The organism is Streptomyces sp. NPDC029041, assembly GCF_040637515.1.
Taxonomy (GTDB): domain Bacteria; phylum Actinomycetota; class Actinomycetes; order Streptomycetales; family Streptomycetaceae; genus Streptomyces.
Window position 1 is genome coordinate 18,513 of sequence record NZ_JBEZWO010000027.1, and the last position, 18,736, is coordinate 37,248.

Genomic DNA, 18,736 nt, shown 5'->3' on the forward strand with positions numbered 1-18,736 from the left:
GAGGGACCCGTGACGACGGTCCCCTCCGTGTCGGGATGTGTGCGGAGGGTGGCCGGAAGCCGACGCCCCGCGGCGCTGATACGCTGGTAGCCCGTGGACCGGTGGGCCCCTGCCCGACAGGAAACCCCCGAACCGCAGCGACGGCACCCCGGATACCTCCGGCGGGCAGCCGCACCGCACCCCCAGACCGCGACCACGGGAGCCCCGTCTTGGCCATGCCGCCCGCCGCATTTCGTAACTCGACGACCAAGCACATCTTCGTCACCGGGGGTGTCGCCTCCTCGCTCGGCAAGGGCCTGACGGCCTCCAGCCTCGGCATGCTGCTCAAGGCCCGGGGCCTGCGCGTCGTGATGCAGAAGCTCGACCCGTACCTGAACGTGGACCCGGGCACGATGAACCCCTTCCAGCACGGTGAGGTGTTCGTCACCAACGACGGCGCCGAGACCGACCTGGACATCGGCCACTACGAGCGCTTCCTCGACCGCGACCTCGACGGCTCCGCGAACGTCACCACCGGCCAGGTCTACAACACCGTGATCGCCAAGGAGCGGCGCGGTGAGTACCTGGGTGACACCGTGCAGGTCATCCCGCACATCACCAACGAGATCAAGCACCGCATCCGCCGCATGGCGACGGACGAGGTCGACGTCGTGATCACCGAGGTCGGCGGCACCGTCGGCGACATCGAGTCGCTGCCGTTCCTGGAGACCGTCCGCCAGGTCCGTCACGAGGTCGGCCGTGACAACGTCTTCGTCGTCCACATCTCGCTCCTGCCGTACATCGGCCCCTCGGGTGAGCTGAAGACGAAGCCCACCCAGCACTCGGTTGCGGCCCTGCGCAACATCGGCATCCAGCCGGACGCGATCGTCCTGCGCTGCGACCGCGAGGTGCCCACCGCGATCAAGCGGAAGATCTCGCTGATGTGCGACGTCGACGAGGCCGCCGTGGTCGCCTGCCCCGACGCCCGCTCCATCTACGACATTCCGAAGACCGTGCACGGCGAGGGCCTGGACGCCTACGTCGTCCGCAAGCTGGACCTGCCCTTCCGTGACGTCGACTGGACGACCTGGGACGACCTGCTCGACCGCGTCCACAACCCCGACCACGAGATCACCCTCGCCCTGGTCGGCAAGTACATCGACCTGCCCGACGCCTACCTGTCGGTCACCGAGGCACTGCGCGCCGGCGGCTTCGCCAACCGGGCCCGCGTGAAGATCAAGTGGGTCACCTCCGACGACTGCAAGACCCCGGCCGGCGCCGCGGCGCAGCTCGGTGACGTCGACGGCATCTGCATCCCCGGCGGCTTCGGCGACCGCGGTGTGCTCGGCAAGGTCGGCGCGATCAAGTACGCCCGCGAGAACAAGATCCCGCTGCTCGGCCTCTGCCTCGGCCTGCAGTGCATCGTGATCGAGGCCGCGCGCAACCTGGCCGACGTCACCGACGCCAACTCCACCGAGTTCGACCCGGCCACCTCCCACCCGGTCATCTCCACCATGGCCGAGCAGCTCGACATCGTCGCCGGTGAGGGTGACATGGGCGGCACCATGCGGCTCGGCATGTACCCGGCGAAGCTGGCCGAGGGGTCGATCGTGCGCGAGGTGTACGACGGCAAGGAGTACGTCGAGGAGCGGCACCGGCACCGCTACGAGGTGAACAACGCCTACCGCGCCGAGCTCGAGAAGAAGGCGGGCATCGTGTTCTCCGGCACGTCGCCGGACGGCAAGCTCGTCGAGTACGTCGAGTATCCGCGCGACGTCCACCCGTACCTGGTCGCGACCCAGGCGCACCCGGAGCTGCGCTCGCGTCCGACGCGTCCGCACCCGCTGTTCGCCGGGCTCGTCAAGGCCTCGGTCGAGCGGAAGACTTCGAAGTAACACACCAGTTGTACGGTGGCCGGGGTGCATCCCTTCAAAGGGTGTGCACCCCGGTTTCGTTTCAGCAGGTCGCGCGGCACGTGGAAGGACAGGCATGACGATCAAGGACACCCCGGAGGAGTGGGAGATCCGGGCGACGGCGACCCCCTTCACGGGCAACAAGACCTCCGTCCGCACCGACGACGTGGTCATGCCCGACGGCACCGTGGTCGGCCGGGACTACCAGGTCCACCCCGGCTCCGTGGCCGTCCTCGCCCTCGACGAGGCCGACCGTGTGCTGGTCCTGCGCCAGTACCGGCACCCCGTGCGCCACAAGCTGTGGGAGATCCCGGCCGGGCTGCTCGACGTGCCCGGCGAGAACCCGCTGCACGCGGCGCAGCGCGAGCTGTACGAGGAGGCGCACGTCAAGGCGGAGGACTGGCGGGTGCTGACCGACGTCTACACCACGCCCGGCGGCTGCGACGAGGCCGTCCGGATCTTCCTCGCGCGGGACCTGTCCGAAGCCGAGGGTGAGCGGTTCGCCGTCGAGGAGGAAGAGGCCGACATGGAGCTCGACCGGGTGCCGGTCGAGGACCTCGTGCGGGGTGTGCTGGCCGGTGAGCTGCACAACAACTGCCTGGTCGTGGGCGTCCTCTCGCTGGTCGCCGCGCGGGCGGGTGACGGGCTGGACGCCCTGCGCCCGGCCCAGGCGCCGTGGCCGGCGCGGCCGTTCGAGGCGTAGCGCTCCGCTGGGAGGGCCGCGGTGGTGGGTGCCGCTGAGGTCGTCGCTCGGGTGCGGCGGCGTCGTGGCTTGTCGCGCAGTTCCCCGCGCCCCTTTCAGGGGCGCTTCCCTGACGGTGTCGGTCCTACGATCTGTTGATCCGATCGGGGGAAGCGGCCGTCTCTGCGCGGTGCTCCGCCCGGAACGTTGCAGAGCGTGAACTAGGCTCTGGGGCACGCCCGAACCGGAGTCCCGGCGGGCTTGCGGGTGCGGTGGGACGGGAGTGTGGCCCGTGACGGATCAGGTCGTGGAGACAGGCGACGTGCGGCCGGCCGGGCCCGCTGCGGGGGCGAGCGAGTTCCTCGGCCGCACACGGGAGTTGAAGGAACTGCGCGCCGACATCGAGCGCGCCGGACTGGACACCCTGGCCGGCCGCAAGGCACCCCGCGCACGTGTGCTGCTCATCGCCGGCCGGCCCGGTTCGGGCCGCACCGCACTCGCCGAGGAACTCGTCCGGCAGGTCGCGGAGCGTTACCCCGACGGGGTGCTGCGCGCCGGCCTGACCCACCCCGACGGCACCCCCGTCCCCGCCGGACGCGCCGCCCGGGACCTGCTGACCGCCCTGGACGAGCAGGCACCGGCCGGGGCCTGCGAGGACGATCTCACCGACGCCCTGCGCACCGCCCTGGCCGACCGCCGGGCGCTGCTCCTGCTGGACGACGCGGCCGACGCCGAGCAGGTGGACGCCCTGCTGCCCGACACCCCCGACTGCCTGGTCGTCGCGGTCTCCGAGGGCCCGCTGACCGGCATCTCCGACGTCCGCCCCTGCACATTGGGCGGACTGGACGCCAAGTCCGGGGTGGAACTGCTGGCCCGGCACACCGGCTCGGTCCGCATCACCGTCGATCCCCGGGCCGCCGAGGGCCTCGCCGAGGAGTGCCAGGGGCAGCCGGCCGCGCTGATGCTGGCGGGCGGCTGGCTCGCGGCCCGCCCCAAGGCCGCCGTCTCCGACCTGGCCCAACAGCTGCGCGCCGACGACAGCGAGGGCACCGCCCTGACCCGGGTCTTCCGGCTCGCCCATGCCGCCCTGCCGGCCAACGCCGCCCGGATGCTGCGTCTGCTCGCTCTCGCCCCGGCGGGCCTCGTCGACCCGCAGACCGCCTCCGCGCTCGTCGGCTGCTCGGTCGACAGCGCCCGCACCACCCTCGACGACTTCGTCTCCCTGGGCTTCCTGCACGCCGTGGACTCCCCGCTGCCGCAGTACGAGGTGCCCGGCTGTCTGCACCCGCACCTGCGGATCCTCGCCGAGCACCACGAACGTCCGGCCGATCTCCAGCTGGCCCGCGCCCGCATGCTGGAGCGCACCGTCCGGCTGCTCCAGGCCTGCCGGGCGATCACCGAGACCGACAGTCCGCAGGCCCGCCAGAAGCTCCTCGACATGCCCCGCGCGCTGCGCTTCCCCACTCCGCGGGCGGCCGCCGACTGGCTGCGCCTGACCCGGCCCGCCCTGCTGGCCTCGGCCCGGCTCGCGGTGGCCGACGGGGAGCTGGACACCCTGGCCCGACGGCTGATGGCCCAGCTGGTCCGGGCGATGGCGGCGCACATCGGCACCCGGGCCGCCGCACCCGACCTGTACGACATCCACGGCCTGGTCCTCGATGTCGCCGAGCGCCGGAACCTGCCCCGCGAGCGGGCCGCCGCCCTGCTCAACCTCGGCGACCTCGACGCCCGCACCGGCCGTATGGCCGACGCCCTGGCGCGCTACCGGGCGGCGCTGGACGCCGGGCGCGAGGTGAACGACCCGTACGCGACCGGCCGCGCGATGGAATCCGTAGGCGGCGCGCATCTGGAGCTCGGCGACGTCGACCGGGCCGCCGACTGGTTCGGCCGTGCCCTGGTCGAACGGCTCGCCCGGGGCGAGCGCGCCGAGGCCGCCCGGCTCTACGGGCGTATCGCCGCAGCCCACACGCTCGCGGGCCGCTACGGCGAGGCCCTGCGGAACTGGCGCGCGGCCGTCGCCGGTCACCGCAAGAACGGCGATGTGGCCGCCCAGGCCCGGGCCCTGGGCGAGCTGGCACGGGTCCAGGAGTACGCGGGCCGCCCCGAGGAGGCGCTGCGTACCTGCCGGGAGGCCGTGGAGTGGGCGCGGCGCGCCGAGGACCCGCGGTTGCAGGCCGCCCTGCACCTGCGGGTCGCCGACACCCTCGAACGCCTGGGTGATCCCGCTTCGGCGGGGCTGCACCGGGGCGCGGCCGAACGGATTCTCGGCGACTCAAACCTTCAAAATGACCCCGACGCCTGCGAAATCCGTACCGCATCAGCTGAAGATTGATGCAATGAAAGGCTAGACAGCGAGAACACCTTCATTAGACTGGCTCTGCCGCACGTTCTCCTGCGGTCTCTCCCGGTGTGCCCGTGCGTGCCCGGGTATGTCTAAGTAAGAGCCCTCATACCCTCTGAGCCAAGGACCGTGATCGACGTGAAGGTCGGCATCCCCCGCGAGGTCAAGAACAACGAGTTCCGGGTGGCCATCACCCCCGCCGGCGTGCACGAGCTGGTGCGCCACGGCCACCAGGTCGTCATCGAGCGCGACGCCGGTGTCGGCTCCTCGATCACAAACGAGGAGTACGTCGCCGCCGGTGCGCAGATCCTGGGTACCGCCGACGAGGTGTGGGCCGCCGCCGACCTGCTGCTGAAGGTCAAGGAGCCCATCGCCGAGGAGTACCACCGCCTCCGCAAGGACCAGACGCTCTTCACCTACCTGCACCTGGCCGCCTCCAAGGAGTGCACGGACGCCCTGCTGGAGTCCGGCACCACGGCCATCGCCTACGAGACCGTCGAGCTGCCGAGCCGCGCGCTGCCGCTGCTCGCCCCGATGTCCGAGGTCGCGGGCCGGCTGGCCCCGCAGGTCGGCGCCTACCACCTGATGCGTGCCAACGGCGGCCGCGGCGTGCTGCCCGGCGGCGTCCCCGGTGTGCTGGCCGGCCGCGCCGTCGTGATCGGCGGCGGCGTCTCCGGCTGGAACGCCGCGCAGATCGCCATCGGCATGGGCTTCCACGTGACCCTGCTCGACAAGGACATCAACAAGCTCCGCGAGGCGGACAAGGTCTTCGGCACGAAGATCCAGACCGTCGTCTCCAACGCCTTCGAGCTGGAGAAGGCCTGCCTGGAGGCCGACCTCGTCATCGGCGCGGTGCTGATCCCCGGTGCCAAGGCCCCGAAGCTGGTCACCAACGAGCTCGTCTCGCGGATGAAGCCCGGAAGTGTCCTTGTCGACATCGCGATCGACCAGGGCGGCTGCTTCGAGGACTCCCGGCCGACCACCCACGCCGAGCCGGCGTTCCGGGTTCACAACTCGGTCTTCTACTGCGTCGCCAACATGCCCGGCGCGGTGCCGAACACCTCCACCTACGCGCTGACCAACGCCACGCTGCCGTACATCGTCGAGCTGGCCAACCACGGCTGGGCGGAGGCGCTGCGCCGCGACCCGGCGCTGGCCAAGGGCCTCAACACCCATGACGGCAAGGTCGTTTACCGCGAGGTCGCCGAGGCGCACGGCGTGGAGCACGTGGAGCTGTCCTCGCTGCTCGGCTGAGCCGCCCGCCACCTCTCGGCAGCCGGTAAGTCGGCTAAGTAACCAACCGGCAAAGGCGATACGTCAACACCCGTCGTCAACGCCGCGCACCCGGCCGGACCTTGCCCGACAAGGTCCGGCCGGATGTGTGTATGGTCACTTCGCGATTCTCGGGCAACTCGCCTCGAACGTAACCCTTCAACCGATTCGCACACCGGTGAAACCTGCCGTGCGACGGCCGTACGCCCTTGACAGCGGGATGTTTCATTGCCGACACATCGGGCCGGGTCCGGCGGATTGTGTTGCTGCGGACGCCCGACACGCCATAGAGTCGCCAGCTGTCGGCATGGTGCCACGCTGACCTGTCTAGAAGTTTCCTGGTCACCAAGGAGGTAAGACGACTTGTGAATGAGTCGACATTTACTCCCGGGGGTGGCCAACCAGGAATGCCTGCACGGGACCAGGAGCCCGCGGGGTACGCGGCTGTCGGCTCCGTCGCTGTGCGCACCTTCGCAGCCCACCAGAGTCAGCAGGCGACTCACACTGCACACCAGAAGATGGATGGCCATCACGTGAACGCCATGGCCGGCGACGGAAGTGGCGCGCCCCACAACCACTTCGCCGACTACGACGAACTGCCCGAGGGGCACTTCTACGACCCCGACGCGGAGTACGAGCCCGACCCGGAGTACGCGGCCACTCTCGCGCCCGACGCGGCCAGACAGCGCCGGGAGCGTGTCGGCCCGACCGGACGGCCGCTGCCGTACTTCCCGATCCCGGGACCGCTGCCCGAGCACGGTCCCGCGAAGATCATCGCGATGTGCAACCAGAAGGGCGGCGTCGGCAAGACCACGTCGACCATCAACCTGGGTGCCGCGCTCGCGGAGTACGGACGCCGGGTCCTGCTCGTGGACTTCGACCCGCAGGGCGCGCTGTCGGTCGGACTCGGCGTCAACCCGATGGAACTCGACCTCACCGTCTACAACCTGCTCATGGAGCGGGGGATGGCGGCCGACGAGGTGCTGCTGAAGACGGCGGTCCCCAACATGGACCTGCTGCCCAGCAACATCGACCTGTCGGCGGCCGAGGTCCAGCTCGTCTCCGAGGTCGCCCGCGAATCGACGCTGCAGCGCGCCCTGAAGCCGCTGCTGCCCGACTACGACTTCATCGTCATCGACTGCCAGCCCTCGCTCGGCCTGCTCACGGTGAACGCCCTGACGGCCGCACACAAGGTGATAGTGCCGCTGGAGTGCGAGTTCTTCGCGCTGCGCGGTGTGGCCCTGCTGACGGAGACCATCGAGAAGGTCCAGGAACGGCTCAACCCGGACCTGGAGCTCGACGGCATCCTCGCCACCATGTACGACTCGCGCACGGTGCACAGCCGTGAGGTGCTCGCGCGGGTGGTCGAGGCCTTCGACGACCACGTCTACCACACGGTCATCGGGCGCACGGTCCGCTTCCCGGAGACCACGGTCGCCGGTGAGCCGATCACCACGTACGCCTCGAACTCCGTCGGCGCCGCCGCCTACCGCCAGCTCGCCAGGGAGGTGCTCGCCCGGTGTCACGCCGAGTGAGTCTGCCGGGGGCCGACGAACTCTTCCGTACGACAGGGGGGATGGCGCTTCAGTCGTCCCAGCCCAGGCGTCAGGCCAACGGCGACGCCCGGGTGCCCGCTCCGGCGGGGGAGGGCGACGCGGCGGCCGCCGCTGCGGAGGACGCGCCGCAGGCGGTGCCCGCGCAGGGCGGTGACGGCGAGGGTCCGGAACATGTCGCGGCGGACGCCGAGCCGGCCGAGGCCGGGGAGGGCCACAGCCGCTCCGCGGCCGCCGAGCGCTCCGGCGCCGGCCGCAGGCAGGCGGCGCAGGAAGGTTCTGCCGCCGGTGCGGCGGCGGCCGCGCCCCGCAAGCGCGGACGCAATCCCTCGCGCCGCCCCAGCGGCCGTGAGCGGCACGACGAGAAGATCACGGTGTACGTGTCGGCCGAGGAGCTCATGGACCTCGAGCACGCCCGTCTCGTGCTCCGCGGCGAGCACGGCCTGGCCGTGGACCGCGGCCGTATCGTCCGTGAGGCGGTCGCGGTGGTCCTCGCCGACCTGGAGACCCGCGGGGACGCCAGCATCCTCGTACGACGACTGCGCGGGCGGTAGCGGTAGCCTGCGGGGGCCATGACCTCGAACGCTTCCCCACCTCCCCCCGGCGGCCCGGCCGGCCGCCGGCGTGCGCTGGGGAGGGGGCCGGGGGCTCCGCCGGCTGAGCGGCCAGAGGTCGAGCCGCAGGAGGCCGAGCGTCAGGAGGCCGAGCCTCAGGAGGTCGGCCCGTCCCCCTCGTCGGAGGAGGCCCCGCCGGTCGAGCCGGCCGGGACAGGGGTGGCCGTGTCGCCCGGCCGCTCCCCGGATGGTGACGGCACCGCTCCGCCGGTCGAACCGCGGGCGGAGGCGGTCCGGTACGGAAGGCCGCCCGCGAGCGAGGGCGTCGCGCACTCGGAGCCCGGCGCCCCGCCGGCCGAGCCGGGCTTCTCGCCCCACGACGCCGGGCCCGCGGCTGCGCCGGTCGGGTCCCCGAAAGCCGCAGCCCCCGGAACGGTGGACACGGCCGAGCCCATGGCACCGCCAGTGGAGGCGACCGGGCCGGTGGCGGCGGCTGCGGACGTGGCCGAACCCGTCGCGCGGCCCGCGGGCGCGGGCGGGCCGGTGTTCACGGGTGAACCGAGTGGGTCTGCCGCCGAGACGCTGCCCGCGCAGGCGACCGCGTCCGAGGGGCCTTCCGCGCCCGCCCCGGACCTCCCGCCCCCGGCCGGTGAGGCCGAGGCGGCGGCGGACGACGGAGTCTTCAAGGTTCGGCTCGCCAACTTCGAGGGGCCCTTCGATCTGCTGTTGCAGTTGATCTCGCGGCACAAGCTGGACGTGACCGAGGTCGCGCTGTCCAAGGTGACCGACGAGTTCATGGCGTACATCCGGGCGATGGGGCCGGACTGGGATCTGGACGAGACGACCGAGTTCCTGGTCGTCGCCGCCACCCTGCTCGACCTGAAGGCCGCGCGGTTGCTGCCCGCCGCCGAGGTGGAGGACGAGGGCGATCTCGCCCTGCTCGAAGCACGGGACCTGCTGTTCGCCCGGCTGCTGCAGTACCGGGCGTACAAGCGGGTCGCCGACATCTTCAGCGGGCGGCTCGACGACGAGGCCCGGCGCTACCCGCGGACCGTCGGACTCGAAGCGCACCACGCCGAGCTGCTGCCCGACGTCGTCATCAGCATCGGAGCCGAAGGATTCGCCGAGCTCGCCGTCAAGGCGATGCAGCCCAGGCCGAAACCGCAGGTCTACGTCGACCACATCCACGCTCCGCTGGTCAGCGTGCAGGAGCAGGCGCAGATCGTCGTGGCCCGGCTCAGAGAGCTCGGCGAGGCCGGCTTCCTGGACCTCGTGGCGGACACCGACGACACCCTGACCGTCGTGGCGAGGTTCCTCGCCCTGCTGGAGCTGTACCGCGAGAAGGCCGTGGCCCTGGAGCAGGAGACCGCGCTCGGGCACCTGCTGGTGCGCTGGACCGGGGGCGACGGGGACGAGACACCGGCCGTCACCGACGAGTTCGACCGGCCGCCCGAGCCGCCGAAGGAGGAGAAGAAGGCGTGAGCGAGCGAACGACCGATCTGCCGGCCGGACCGCGTACCGTCGCCGACCTCGATCTGAAGCCCGCGCTGGAGGCCGTCCTCATGGTCGTGGACGAGCCCGCGACCGAGGAGCACCTCGCGAAGATACTGGAGCGGCCGAGGCGCCAGATCGCGGACGCCCTGCGTGAGCTGGCCGACGAGTACACCGTCCAGGGCCGCGGTTTCGAGCTGCGGTACGTCGCGAACGGCTGGCGCTTCTACACCCGGGCCGCCTTCGCCCCGGCCGTGGAGCGCTTCGTCCTGGACGGCCAGCAGGCCCGTCTCACGCAGGCCGCCCTGGAGACCCTGGCCGTCGTCGCCTACCGGCAGCCGGTCAGCCGCAGCAGGGTCTCGGCGGTACGCGGGGTCAACTGCGACGGCGTCATGCGCACCCTCCTGCAGCGCGGACTGATAGAGGAGGCGGGCACGGAACCCGAAACAGGTGCGATCCTGTACAGGACGACGAACTACTTCCTGGAGCGGATGGGCCTGCGCGGTCTGGACGAGCTCCCGGAGCTCGCGCCCTTCCTCCCGGAGGCGGAGGCGATCGAGGCCGAGACCCAGGAGGGCGTACCGTCGTTCGACCCGGACGCGCCTGACGACGTGCCGGGCAGCCGCCCGGCCACCCCGGGTACCGACGACGAAGACGACCAGACGGAACTTTGATGCGAAGCAGCGGCAGCGGCAAGAGCGGCGGACGCGGTAACCACCGCGGCGCCGGCAACAACAGGGACCAGAAGCAGGGGCAGGGCCGCCCCAGCAAGCCCCGCCCCGAGGAGCGCCGCTACGACGTGGGCCCCGGGGCGACGAAGGACGGCCCCAAGTCCGGGCGCGGCGGCTCCGCCCGGGGCGGCGCGAAGGGCGGCCCCAAGCAGCCCCAGCGGCAGGGGCGTACGGCCCCGGCGCGCCCGCGCGAGTACGAGGCGCAGGTCGAGGAGCGCAACCGCGACCGGTACGCCGGGAAGAAGGAGGTCAAGCTTCCGAAGACCTTCCCCGGTGCCGAGCAGGAGGGCGAGCGGCTGCAGAAGGTCCTCGCCCGAGCGGGCTTCGGCTCCCGCCGTGCCTGTGAGGAGCTGATCGAACAGGCCAGGGTCGAGATCAACGGCGAGATCGTCCTGGAGCAGGGGCGGCGCGTCGACCCCGAGAAGGACGAGATCAAGGTCGACGGCCTGACCGTCGCCACACAGAGCTACCAGTTCTTCTCGCTGAACAAGCCCGCCGGTGTCGTGTCGACGATGGAGGACCCTGAGGGGCGGCAGTGCCTCGGTGACTACGTCACCAACCGCGAGACCCGGCTCTTCCACGTCGGCCGGCTCGACACCGAGACCGAGGGCGTCATCCTGCTCACCAACCACGGCGAGCTGGCCCACCGGCTGACGCACCCGAAGTACGGCGTGAAGAAGACCTACCTCGCGCACATCGTCGGCCCCATCCCGCGGGACCTGGGCAAGCAGCTCAAGGACGGCATCCAGCTCGAGGACGGCTACGCCCGCGCGGACCACTTCCGGGTCGTGCAGCAGACCGGCAAGAACTACCTCGTCGAGGTCACCCTCCACGAGGGCCGCAAGCACATCGTCCGCCGGATGCTCGCGGAGGCCGGGTTCCCGGTCGACAAGCTGGTCCGGGTCGCCTTCGGGCCGATCGCCCTGGGTGACCAGAAGTCGGGCTGGCTGCGGCGGCTGTCCAACACGGAGGTCGGGATGCTGATGCAGGAGGTCGACCTCTAGACCTTGTGAACCACCGGCACCCCCTTTTATAGTCAACGCGACTATAAAAGGGGGTGCCGGTGCATGGACGGCTACGACAAGTACGCCCACGAACCCTTCGCGGTGACCGTCGACCTCGCGGTGTTCACCCTCCGGGAGGGCGCACTGCACGTGCTGCTCGTCGAGCGCGGACAGGAGCCGTACGCCGGACGCTGGGCCCTGCCCGGCGGATTCGTGCAGCCGGACGAGTCCGCGGAGACGGCCGCCCGGCGTGAACTCGCCGAGGAGACCGGCCTGTCCGACGTCTCCGGGCTGCATCTGGAACAGCTGCGGACCTACAGCGAGCCCGGCCGCGACCCCCGGATGCGGGTCGTGTCGGTCGCCTTCGCCGCCCTGCTGCCCGACGCCCCCGAGGCGCACGGCGGCAGCGACGCCGCGCAGGCCCGCTGGATGCCGTACGGGACGGCCGGGCCGCTCGCCTTCGACCACGACCGCATCCTGGCCGACGCCCACGACCGCGTCGGCGCCAAGTTCGAGTACACCTGCCTCGCCACCGCTTTCTGCCCGCCCGAGTTCACCCTGGGGGAGCTCCAGCAGGTCTACGAGACCGTGTGGGGCACCGAGCTCGACCGGCCCAACTTCCGGCGCAAGGTGCTCGCCACCCCCGGCTTCGTCGAAGCCGTCCCGGGCGCCGCGCGACTGACCGGCGGCCGTGGCAAGCCTGCCGCGCTGTACCGCGCCGGAACCGCCACCGCCCTCCATCCGCCCCTCCTCCGGCCCGCCCGGGAAGGACGCCCCGCATGACAACGCTCGTCCACAAGCAGGCCGCCACCGGAGCGCTCACGGGTCTCGCGCTCGGGGATGCGCTGGGATACCCGACCGAGTTCAGTGACGTCCCGTCGATACTTGCCAGGTTCGGTCCGTGGCGGCGGCTGGACCTCCCCGAGCGGGCCACCGTCTCGGACGACACCCAGATGACGCTGGCGCTCGGCCGGGCGGTGCGGACGGCGATGGACCGGGGGCTGCTCACCCCGCTGCGGCTGGTCCGGCCCCTGCGGGAGGAGTTCGTGGACTGGTACCAGTCCCCTGAGAACAACCGGGCCCCCGGCCGCACGTGTATGAAGGCCTGCTACCTGCTGAAGGACGACTCCCGCCCCTGGCAGGACGCCAGTCAGATCGAATCCAAGGGCTGCGGCGCCAACATGCGCGTCGCGCCCCTGGGCCTGGTCCCCGGTCTCAGTGACGAACAGCGTGCGGGCGCCGCCCAGTTGCAGTCCGCCCTCACCCACGGGCACCCCACCGCGCTCGCCGCGTCCGACCTCACCGCACGCGCCGTACGCCTGCTCGCGCAGGGCGCCGAGCCGACCGGGCTGATCGGCCTGCTCCGCTCGTACGCCCTGGAGAACCGCAGTCACTACCACGAGCGCTGGCTCGGTGACCTGTGGCGGCGTGCCGGGGATCCGAGCCCCGAGCGGTTCATCGCCCGCGGCTGGGACGAGTGCCTGGAGGCCCTCGAACGGCTCCGGCACGCCGTGCGCACCGTCTCGCCGGAGACCGACCCGTGCCTGGCCACCGGCGAGGGCTGGATCGCCGAGGAGGCCCTGGCGACCGGGTTGTTGTGCTTCCTGCTCTTCGTCGACGAGCCGGTGACGGCCCTGCGCCGCGCCGCCTGCACCGCCGGCGACTCGGACTCGATCGCCTGCCTCGCCGGCGCTTTCGCGGGCGCGCACCTGGGCGCGGAGGCCTGGCCCACCGAATGGGCCGACCGCGTCGAGTACCGGAGCGACCTGCTCACCCTCGGGGCGCTCTGGGACGCGTGACGGCCCCGTTAGCCTCAGGCCAGGCGGACCGAGTTGCCCTCCACACTGATCTGCTCGGCGGGCAGCGGCCGGGTCGCCGGGCCGTTGACCACCGCGCCGTCGGCGATCTTGAACTTGCTGCCGTGGCAGGGGCAGTTGATCGTGCCGTCGGAGACGGACCCCACCGTGCAGCGCTGGTGGGTGCAGATCGCCGAGAAGGCTTTGAACCGACCCTCCTCCGGCTGGGTCACCACCACCTCCTCGTCCTTGAAGATCTTTCCGCCGCCGACCGGGATCTCGTCGATGTTGGCCAGGACCTGCCCGGCCGGGCCGGCCGTCGTCTCCTGGCCGGTGGGGGAGCCCGTCGACGCGGAACCGCTGTCGTCGCCGCCCCCGCCGCAGGCCGCGACGAGCGCCGCCGCACCCGTGGCGCCGGTCGCGAGGAGAACCGTGCGGCGCGTGGTCTCGTAGGTCATGTCGTCACTCCGAACGTGCCAAAGGGTGTAAAGGGGATATGCGTCGTCCAGGGATCGAACTTACCCAAAGGTGCCGTTCCTGGCGTCTCACCGGGCGGGCGCCCCGCATCGGGGTCGCGCCGGCTGACTAGGCTGGTCGGACGTAGAGCGACACGCACGTCAGCAAGGAGCATCGCCGTGGCGGTACGAGCGGTCCGGGGCGCCGTCCAACTGGAACGGGACGAGGCCGGGCACATGGACGAGCAGGTCGGAGCCCTGCTCACGGAGATCCTGGAGCGCAACGATCTCTCCGCCGACGACCTGATCAGCATCTGGTTCACGGCCACGCCCGATCTGCACAGCGACTTCCCGGCCGCTGCCGCCCGCAAGCTGGGCATCGTCGACGTGCCGCTGATCTGCGCGCAGGAACTGGACATCGAGGGCGCCATGCCCCGGATCGTCCGCGTCCTCGCCCACATCGAGTCCGACCGGCCCCGGTCCGGCATCGCCCACGTCTACCTCGGCGCCGCCGCCGCCCTGCGCAAGGACATCGCCCAGTGAGGACCGCACTCGTCATCGGCACCGGCCTCATCGGCACCTCCGCCGCCCTGGCCCTGTCCCAGCGGGGCGTCACCGTGCACCTCGCCGACCCGGACCCCGAGCAGGCCCGTACGGCAGCCGCGCTCGGCGCCGGCACCGACGAGGCGCCGGACGGGCCCGTCGACCTCGTGATCGTCGCCGCCCCGCCCGCACACGTGGCCGACGTCCTCGCCGACGCCCTGCGCCGTGGTGCGGGACGCGGCTACCTCGACGTCGCCAGCGTCAAGGGCGGACCGCGCCGCGAGCTGGAGGCCCGCGGTCTCGACCTGTCCGCGTACATCGGCTCCCACCCCATGTCGGGCCGGGAGAAGTCCGGCCCGCTGGCCGCGACCGGCGACCTCTTCGAGGGCCGTCCCTGGGTGCTCACCCCGACCCGGGACACCGACACCGAGGTGCTGAACCTCGCCCTGGAGCTGGTCTCGCACTGCCGCGCCGTGCCGGTGGTGATGGACGCCGACGCCCACGACCGTGCCGTCGCCCTCGTCTCGCACATGCCCCACCTGGTCTCCAGCCTGGTCGCCGCGCGCCTGGAGCACGCCGAGGAGGCCGCCGTACGGCTGTGCGGGCAGGGCATCCGGGATGTGACGAGGATCGCCGCCTCCGACCCGCGGATGTGGATCGACATCCTCTCCGCCAACCCCGCGCCGGTCGCCGACCTGCTGACCGACGTCGCCGCGGATCTGGAGGAGACCGTGCGCGCCCTGCGTGCCCTGCAGTCGTCCGACGACCACAAACGCCGCGCGGGCGCCGACGGGGTCGAGGACCTGCTGCGGCGCGGCAACGCCGGCCAGGTCCGCGTCCCCGGCAAGCACGGGTCCGCGCCGCGCGCCTACGAGGTCGTGGCCGTGCTCATCGACGACCAGCCGGGGCAGCTGGCCCGGATCTTCGCCGACGCGGGCCTGGCCGGCGTCAACATCGAGGACGTGCGCATCGAGCACGCTACGGGGCAGCAGGCCGGTCTGGTGCAGCTGATGGTGGAGCCGAAGGAGGCCCCGGTGCTGAGTGCTGCGCTGCGGGAACGGGGTTGGGCGCTGCGGCAGTAGGGGGGCGGCCGGTGGTAGGGGTTGCGGTCGGTGGGCCTGTTCCGGGGGGCTGCCGCCCCCGGGCCCCCGCTTGCCTGAACGGCCTCGTCCTCAAGCGCCGGACGGGGGCTGGATGTGGCCGGGCGCGGTCGTCGGCCGTGGGCCGGGTGTGGCCGTGCGCCGTCCTCGGCCGTTGGGGTGGGTGTGGTCGGAGGCGATCGGCGGCTGTGGGCCGGGTGTGGCGGGTGCCGTCGGCAGGCTCGCGCGGCCGCCCCGGACGCGCGGCCGGACGAGTGACGCGCACCCAGTAACCTTGTGCGGGGCACTCGCGCCCTCACCCCCGCCGAGCCCGGTTCAGGAAGGTCCCCACTGTGGAAAGCGCCACGCCAGTGATTGTCGCCATCGACGGCCCCGCCGGCACCGGCAAGTCGAGCACCTCGAAGGCCGTGGCGGCCCAGCTCGGGCTGAGCTACCTGGACACCGGCGCCCAGTACCGGGCGATCACCTGGTGGATGGTGAGCAACGGCATCGACATAGACGACCCGTCCGCCATCGCCGCCGTGGCGGGCAAGCCCGAGATCGTCTCCGGCACCGACCCGGAGGGGCCCGCCATCACGGTCGACGGGGTGGACGTGGCCGGCCCGATCCGAACCCAGGAGGTCTCCTCCAAGGTCAGCGCGGTCAGCGCGGTGCCCGAGGTGCGCTCCCGGATCACCGAGCTGCAGCGTTCGATCGCCGCCTCCGCGGAGCAGGGCATCGTCGTCGAGGGCCGGGACATCGGCACGACCGTGCTGCCCGACGCCGACCTGAAGATCTTCCTCACCGCCTCCCCGGAGGCCCGCGCCGCCCGCCGCAGCGGTGAGCTGAAGGGCTCCGACGTCCACTCCACCCGCGAGGCGCTCATCAAGCGGGACGCCGCCGACTCCAGCCGCAAGACCTCCCCGCTCGCCAAGGCGGACGACGCCGTCGAGGTGGACACCACCGAGCTCACGCTGGCCCAGGTCATCGAGTGCGTCGTCACCCTCGTCGAGGAGAAGCGGGCCGGAAAGTGACCGAGCTTCCTTCGGCACGGGGTGCCGAGGTCGGGCGGCGCATCGGCGTCGGCCTGATGTACGGGCTGTGGAAGCCGCGCGTGCTCGGCGCGTGGCGGGTGCCGGCGAGCGGCCCCGTGATCCTCGCGGTCAACCACTCCCACAACATCGACGGCCCCATGGTCATGGGCGTGGCGCCCCGGCCGACGCACTTCCTGATCAAGAAGGAAGCCTTCATCGGTCCGCTGGACCCCTTCCTGCTCGGCATCGGGCAGGTCAAGGTCGACCGCGACACCACCGACCGCACGGCCATCACCCGGGCGCTGGGCGTCCTGGACAGCGGCGGCGTGCTCGGCATCTTCCCGGAGGGCACCCGGGGCGAGGGCGACTTCGCCTCGCTGCGCGCCGGCCTGGCGTACTTCGCGGTGCGCAGCGGCGCCCCGATCGTGCCGGTGGCCGTACTGGGAAGTTCCGAGCGGCGGGGACGGTTGATAAAGGCGCTGCCTCCGCTGCGCTCCCGCGTCGACGTCGTGTTCGGCGAGCCCTTCGAGGCGGGCGACGGCAGCGGCCGCCGGACGCGCAAGGCGCTGGACGAGGCGACCGGGCGCATCCAGAAGCAGCTGGCCGCCCACCTGGAAAACGCCAGGCACCTCACCAGGCGCTAGGCGACACTGAGTAGTGGATCGGCCCGGAACACCCTGGGCACTCCACCGACCACCACGAATGAACGACGAGGTACGGACTTCATGAACGACCACATCCAGCCCGACGGCTCGGACGCGTCCGAGGGCGCCCACGAGCACGACCACGGGGCGCTCGGCGACGCCGAGTTCGCGGAGTTCATGGAGCTCGCCGCGGAGGAGGGCTTCGACCTCGAGGACGTCGAGGGCGCCCTCGAGGAGGCGGGTCACGGCCCGCTCCCCGTGCTCGCCGTCGTCGGCCGCCCCAACGTCGGCAAGTCGACTCTGGTGAACCGCATCATCGGGCGCCGCGAGGCGGTGGTCGAGGACAAGCCCGGCGTCACCCGCGACCGTGTGACCTACGAGGCCGAGTGGGCGGGCCGCCGCTTCAAGGTCGTCGACACCGGCGGCTGGGAGCAGGACGTCCTCGGCATCGACGCCTCCGTGGCCGCCCAGGCCGAGTACGCCATCGAGGCCGCCGACGCGGTCGTCTTCGTCGTCGACGCCAAGGTCGGCGCCACCGACACCGACGAGGCCGTCGTCCGGCTGCTGCGCAAGGCCGGAAAGCCGGTCGTGCTGTGCGCCAACAAGGTGGACGGCCCCAGCGGCGAGGCCGACGCGGCCTACCTGTGGTCGCTGGGCCTGGGGGAGCCGCACCCGGTCTCCGCGCTGCACGGCCGGGGCACCGGCGACATGCTCGACCAGGTCCTGGAGGTGCTCCCCGACGCGCCGCGCCAGACCTTCGGCGGCGGCATCGGCGGCGGTCCGCGGCGCATCGCTCTGATCGGCCGCCCGAACGTCGGCAAGTCCTCCCTGCTGAACAAGGTGGCGGGCGAGGAGCGCGTCGTCGTCAACGAACTGGCGGGCACCACCCGTGACCCGGTCGACGAGCTGATCGAACTCGGCGGTGTCACCTGGAAGTTCGTGGACACGGCGGGCATCCGCAAGCGCGTCCACCTCCAGCAGGGCGCCGACTACTACGCCTCGCTGCGCACCGCCGCCGCGGTCGAGAAGGCGGAGGTCGCGGTCATCCTGATCGACGGCTCCGAGTCCGTCTCGGTGCAGGACCAGCGGATCGTCACCATGGCCGTCGAGGCGGGCCGCGCGATCGTCATGGCGTACAACAAGTGGGACACCCTCGACGAGGAGCGCCGCTACTACCTGGAGCGGGAGATCGAGACCGAGCTCGGCCAGGTGGCGTGGGCGCCGCGGGTCAACGTCTCGGCGCGCACCGGCCGGCACATGGAGAAGCTGGTCCCGGCGATCGAGACCGCCCTGGCGGGCTGGGAGACCCGGGTCCCGACGGGACGGCTGAACGCCTTCCTCGGCGAGCTGGTCGCGGCCCACCCGCACCCGGTCCGGGGCGGCAAGCAGCCGCGCATCCTGTTCGGCACGCAGGCGGGCACCAAGCCGCCGCGGTTCGTCCTGTTCGCCTCGGGCTTCATCGAGGCGGGCTACCGGCGCTTCATCGAGCGCCGCCTGCGCGAGGAGTTCGGCTTCGACGGGACGCCGATCCACATCTCCGTGCGGGTGCGCGAGAAGCGCGGCAAGAAGAAGTAGCGCGAAGCACCGGAAAGGGCCGGCTCGGTGCCCTCGGTGCCGCGTGTGGGGCCGGCGACTGGACGAGACTGTGCCTCATGACAGTTGACG

The 18,736-nt window shown here is 71.9% G+C and carries 17 protein-coding genes; 16 read left to right on the plus strand and 1 reads right to left on the minus strand.

Annotated elements, in window-relative coordinates:
* Window positions 1–215 precede the first annotated feature (215 nt).
* The 11 genes from AB0F04_RS37575 (at window position 216) to AB0F04_RS37625 (ending at window position 13,319) form a co-directional block, all read left to right on the plus strand.
* Window positions 216–1,874, plus strand: a complete 1,659-nt coding sequence (locus AB0F04_RS37575; protein WP_362050920.1) for a CTP synthase — start codon at window positions 216–218, stop codon at window positions 1,872–1,874.
* A 94-nt stretch (window positions 1,875–1,968) separates the two neighbouring features.
* Window positions 1,969–2,595: an NUDIX hydrolase gene (locus tag AB0F04_RS37580; RefSeq protein WP_053672297.1), complete on the plus strand. Its 627-nt coding sequence runs from the start codon at window positions 1,969–1,971 to the stop codon at window positions 2,593–2,595.
* 271 nt (window positions 2,596–2,866) lie between these two features.
* A complete protein-coding gene (locus AB0F04_RS37585) occupies window positions 2,867–4,906 on the plus strand; it encodes a tetratricopeptide repeat protein (RefSeq protein WP_362050866.1) in 2,040 nt (679 codons plus the stop codon).
* A 138-nt stretch (window positions 4,907–5,044) separates the two neighbouring features.
* Window positions 5,045–6,169, plus strand: coding sequence for an alanine dehydrogenase (ald, locus tag AB0F04_RS37590; protein WP_362050869.1), 1,125 nt, complete (start codon window positions 5,045–5,047; stop codon window positions 6,167–6,169).
* Window positions 6,170–6,594: 425 nt separating this feature from the next.
* Window positions 6,595–7,722, plus strand: a complete 1,128-nt coding sequence (locus tag AB0F04_RS37595) for a ParA family protein (protein ID WP_362050872.1) — start codon at window positions 6,595–6,597, stop codon at window positions 7,720–7,722.
* Complete coding sequence (locus tag AB0F04_RS37600) at window positions 7,707–8,294, plus strand: hypothetical protein (protein ID WP_362050875.1); 588 nt, start codon at window positions 7,707–7,709, stop codon at window positions 8,292–8,294. Before AB0F04_RS37595 ends, AB0F04_RS37600 begins: the two co-directional genes overlap by 16 nt.
* A gap of 453 nt (window positions 8,295–8,747) precedes the next feature.
* Window positions 8,748–9,776 (plus strand): segregation/condensation protein A, encoded by a 1,029-nt coding sequence (locus tag AB0F04_RS37605; protein WP_362050878.1) that lies wholly within the window; start codon window positions 8,748–8,750, stop codon window positions 9,774–9,776.
* Entirely contained in the window at window positions 9,773–10,459 is a 687-nt protein-coding gene (gene scpB, locus AB0F04_RS37610; protein WP_362050881.1) for an SMC-Scp complex subunit ScpB, read from the plus strand. The genes AB0F04_RS37605 and scpB overlap by 4 nt, the downstream gene beginning before the upstream one ends.
* Window positions 10,459–11,520: a pseudouridine synthase gene (locus AB0F04_RS37615; protein WP_362050884.1), complete on the plus strand. Its 1,062-nt coding sequence runs from the start codon at window positions 10,459–10,461 to the stop codon at window positions 11,518–11,520. Before scpB ends, AB0F04_RS37615 begins: the two co-directional genes overlap by 1 nt.
* Before the next feature lie 63 nt (window positions 11,521–11,583).
* Entirely contained in the window at window positions 11,584–12,303 is a 720-nt protein-coding gene (locus AB0F04_RS37620; protein ID WP_362050887.1) for an NUDIX domain-containing protein, read from the plus strand.
* A complete protein-coding gene (locus tag AB0F04_RS37625; RefSeq protein ID WP_362050890.1) occupies window positions 12,300–13,319 on the plus strand; it encodes an ADP-ribosylglycohydrolase family protein in 1,020 nt (339 codons plus the stop codon). The genes AB0F04_RS37620 and AB0F04_RS37625 overlap by 4 nt, the downstream gene beginning before the upstream one ends.
* Before the next feature lie 14 nt (window positions 13,320–13,333).
* On the opposite strand, the gene AB0F04_RS37630 is transcribed toward AB0F04_RS37625, so the two are convergent.
* A complete protein-coding gene (locus AB0F04_RS37630; RefSeq protein ID WP_362050893.1) occupies window positions 13,334–13,774 on the minus strand; it encodes a Rieske (2Fe-2S) protein in 441 nt (146 codons plus the stop codon).
* Between the two features lie 177 nt (window positions 13,775–13,951).
* Here AB0F04_RS37630 and aroH point away from each other — a divergent pair, with 177 nt between their 5' ends.
* The 5 genes from aroH to der all read left to right on the plus strand — a co-directional run bounded on the left by aroH (window position 13,952) and on the right by der (window position 18,646).
* Window positions 13,952–14,314, plus strand: coding sequence for a chorismate mutase (aroH, locus tag AB0F04_RS37635; RefSeq protein ID WP_362050896.1), 363 nt, complete (start codon window positions 13,952–13,954; stop codon window positions 14,312–14,314).
* Complete coding sequence (locus AB0F04_RS37640; protein ID WP_362050899.1) at window positions 14,311–15,396, plus strand: prephenate dehydrogenase; 1,086 nt, start codon at window positions 14,311–14,313, stop codon at window positions 15,394–15,396. The genes aroH and AB0F04_RS37640 overlap by 4 nt, the downstream gene beginning before the upstream one ends.
* A gap of 350 nt (window positions 15,397–15,746) precedes the next feature.
* Entirely contained in the window at window positions 15,747–16,427 is a 681-nt protein-coding gene (gene cmk, locus AB0F04_RS37645) for a (d)CMP kinase (protein ID WP_362050902.1), read from the plus strand.
* Entirely contained in the window at window positions 16,424–17,071 is a 648-nt protein-coding gene (locus AB0F04_RS37650; RefSeq protein ID WP_362050905.1) for a lysophospholipid acyltransferase family protein, read from the plus strand. The genes cmk and AB0F04_RS37650 overlap by 4 nt, the downstream gene beginning before the upstream one ends.
* A gap of 81 nt (window positions 17,072–17,152) precedes the next feature.
* A complete protein-coding gene (der, locus tag AB0F04_RS37655; RefSeq protein WP_362050908.1) occupies window positions 17,153–18,646 on the plus strand; it encodes a ribosome biogenesis GTPase Der in 1,494 nt (497 codons plus the stop codon).
* Window positions 18,647–18,736: the final 90 nt, after the last annotated feature.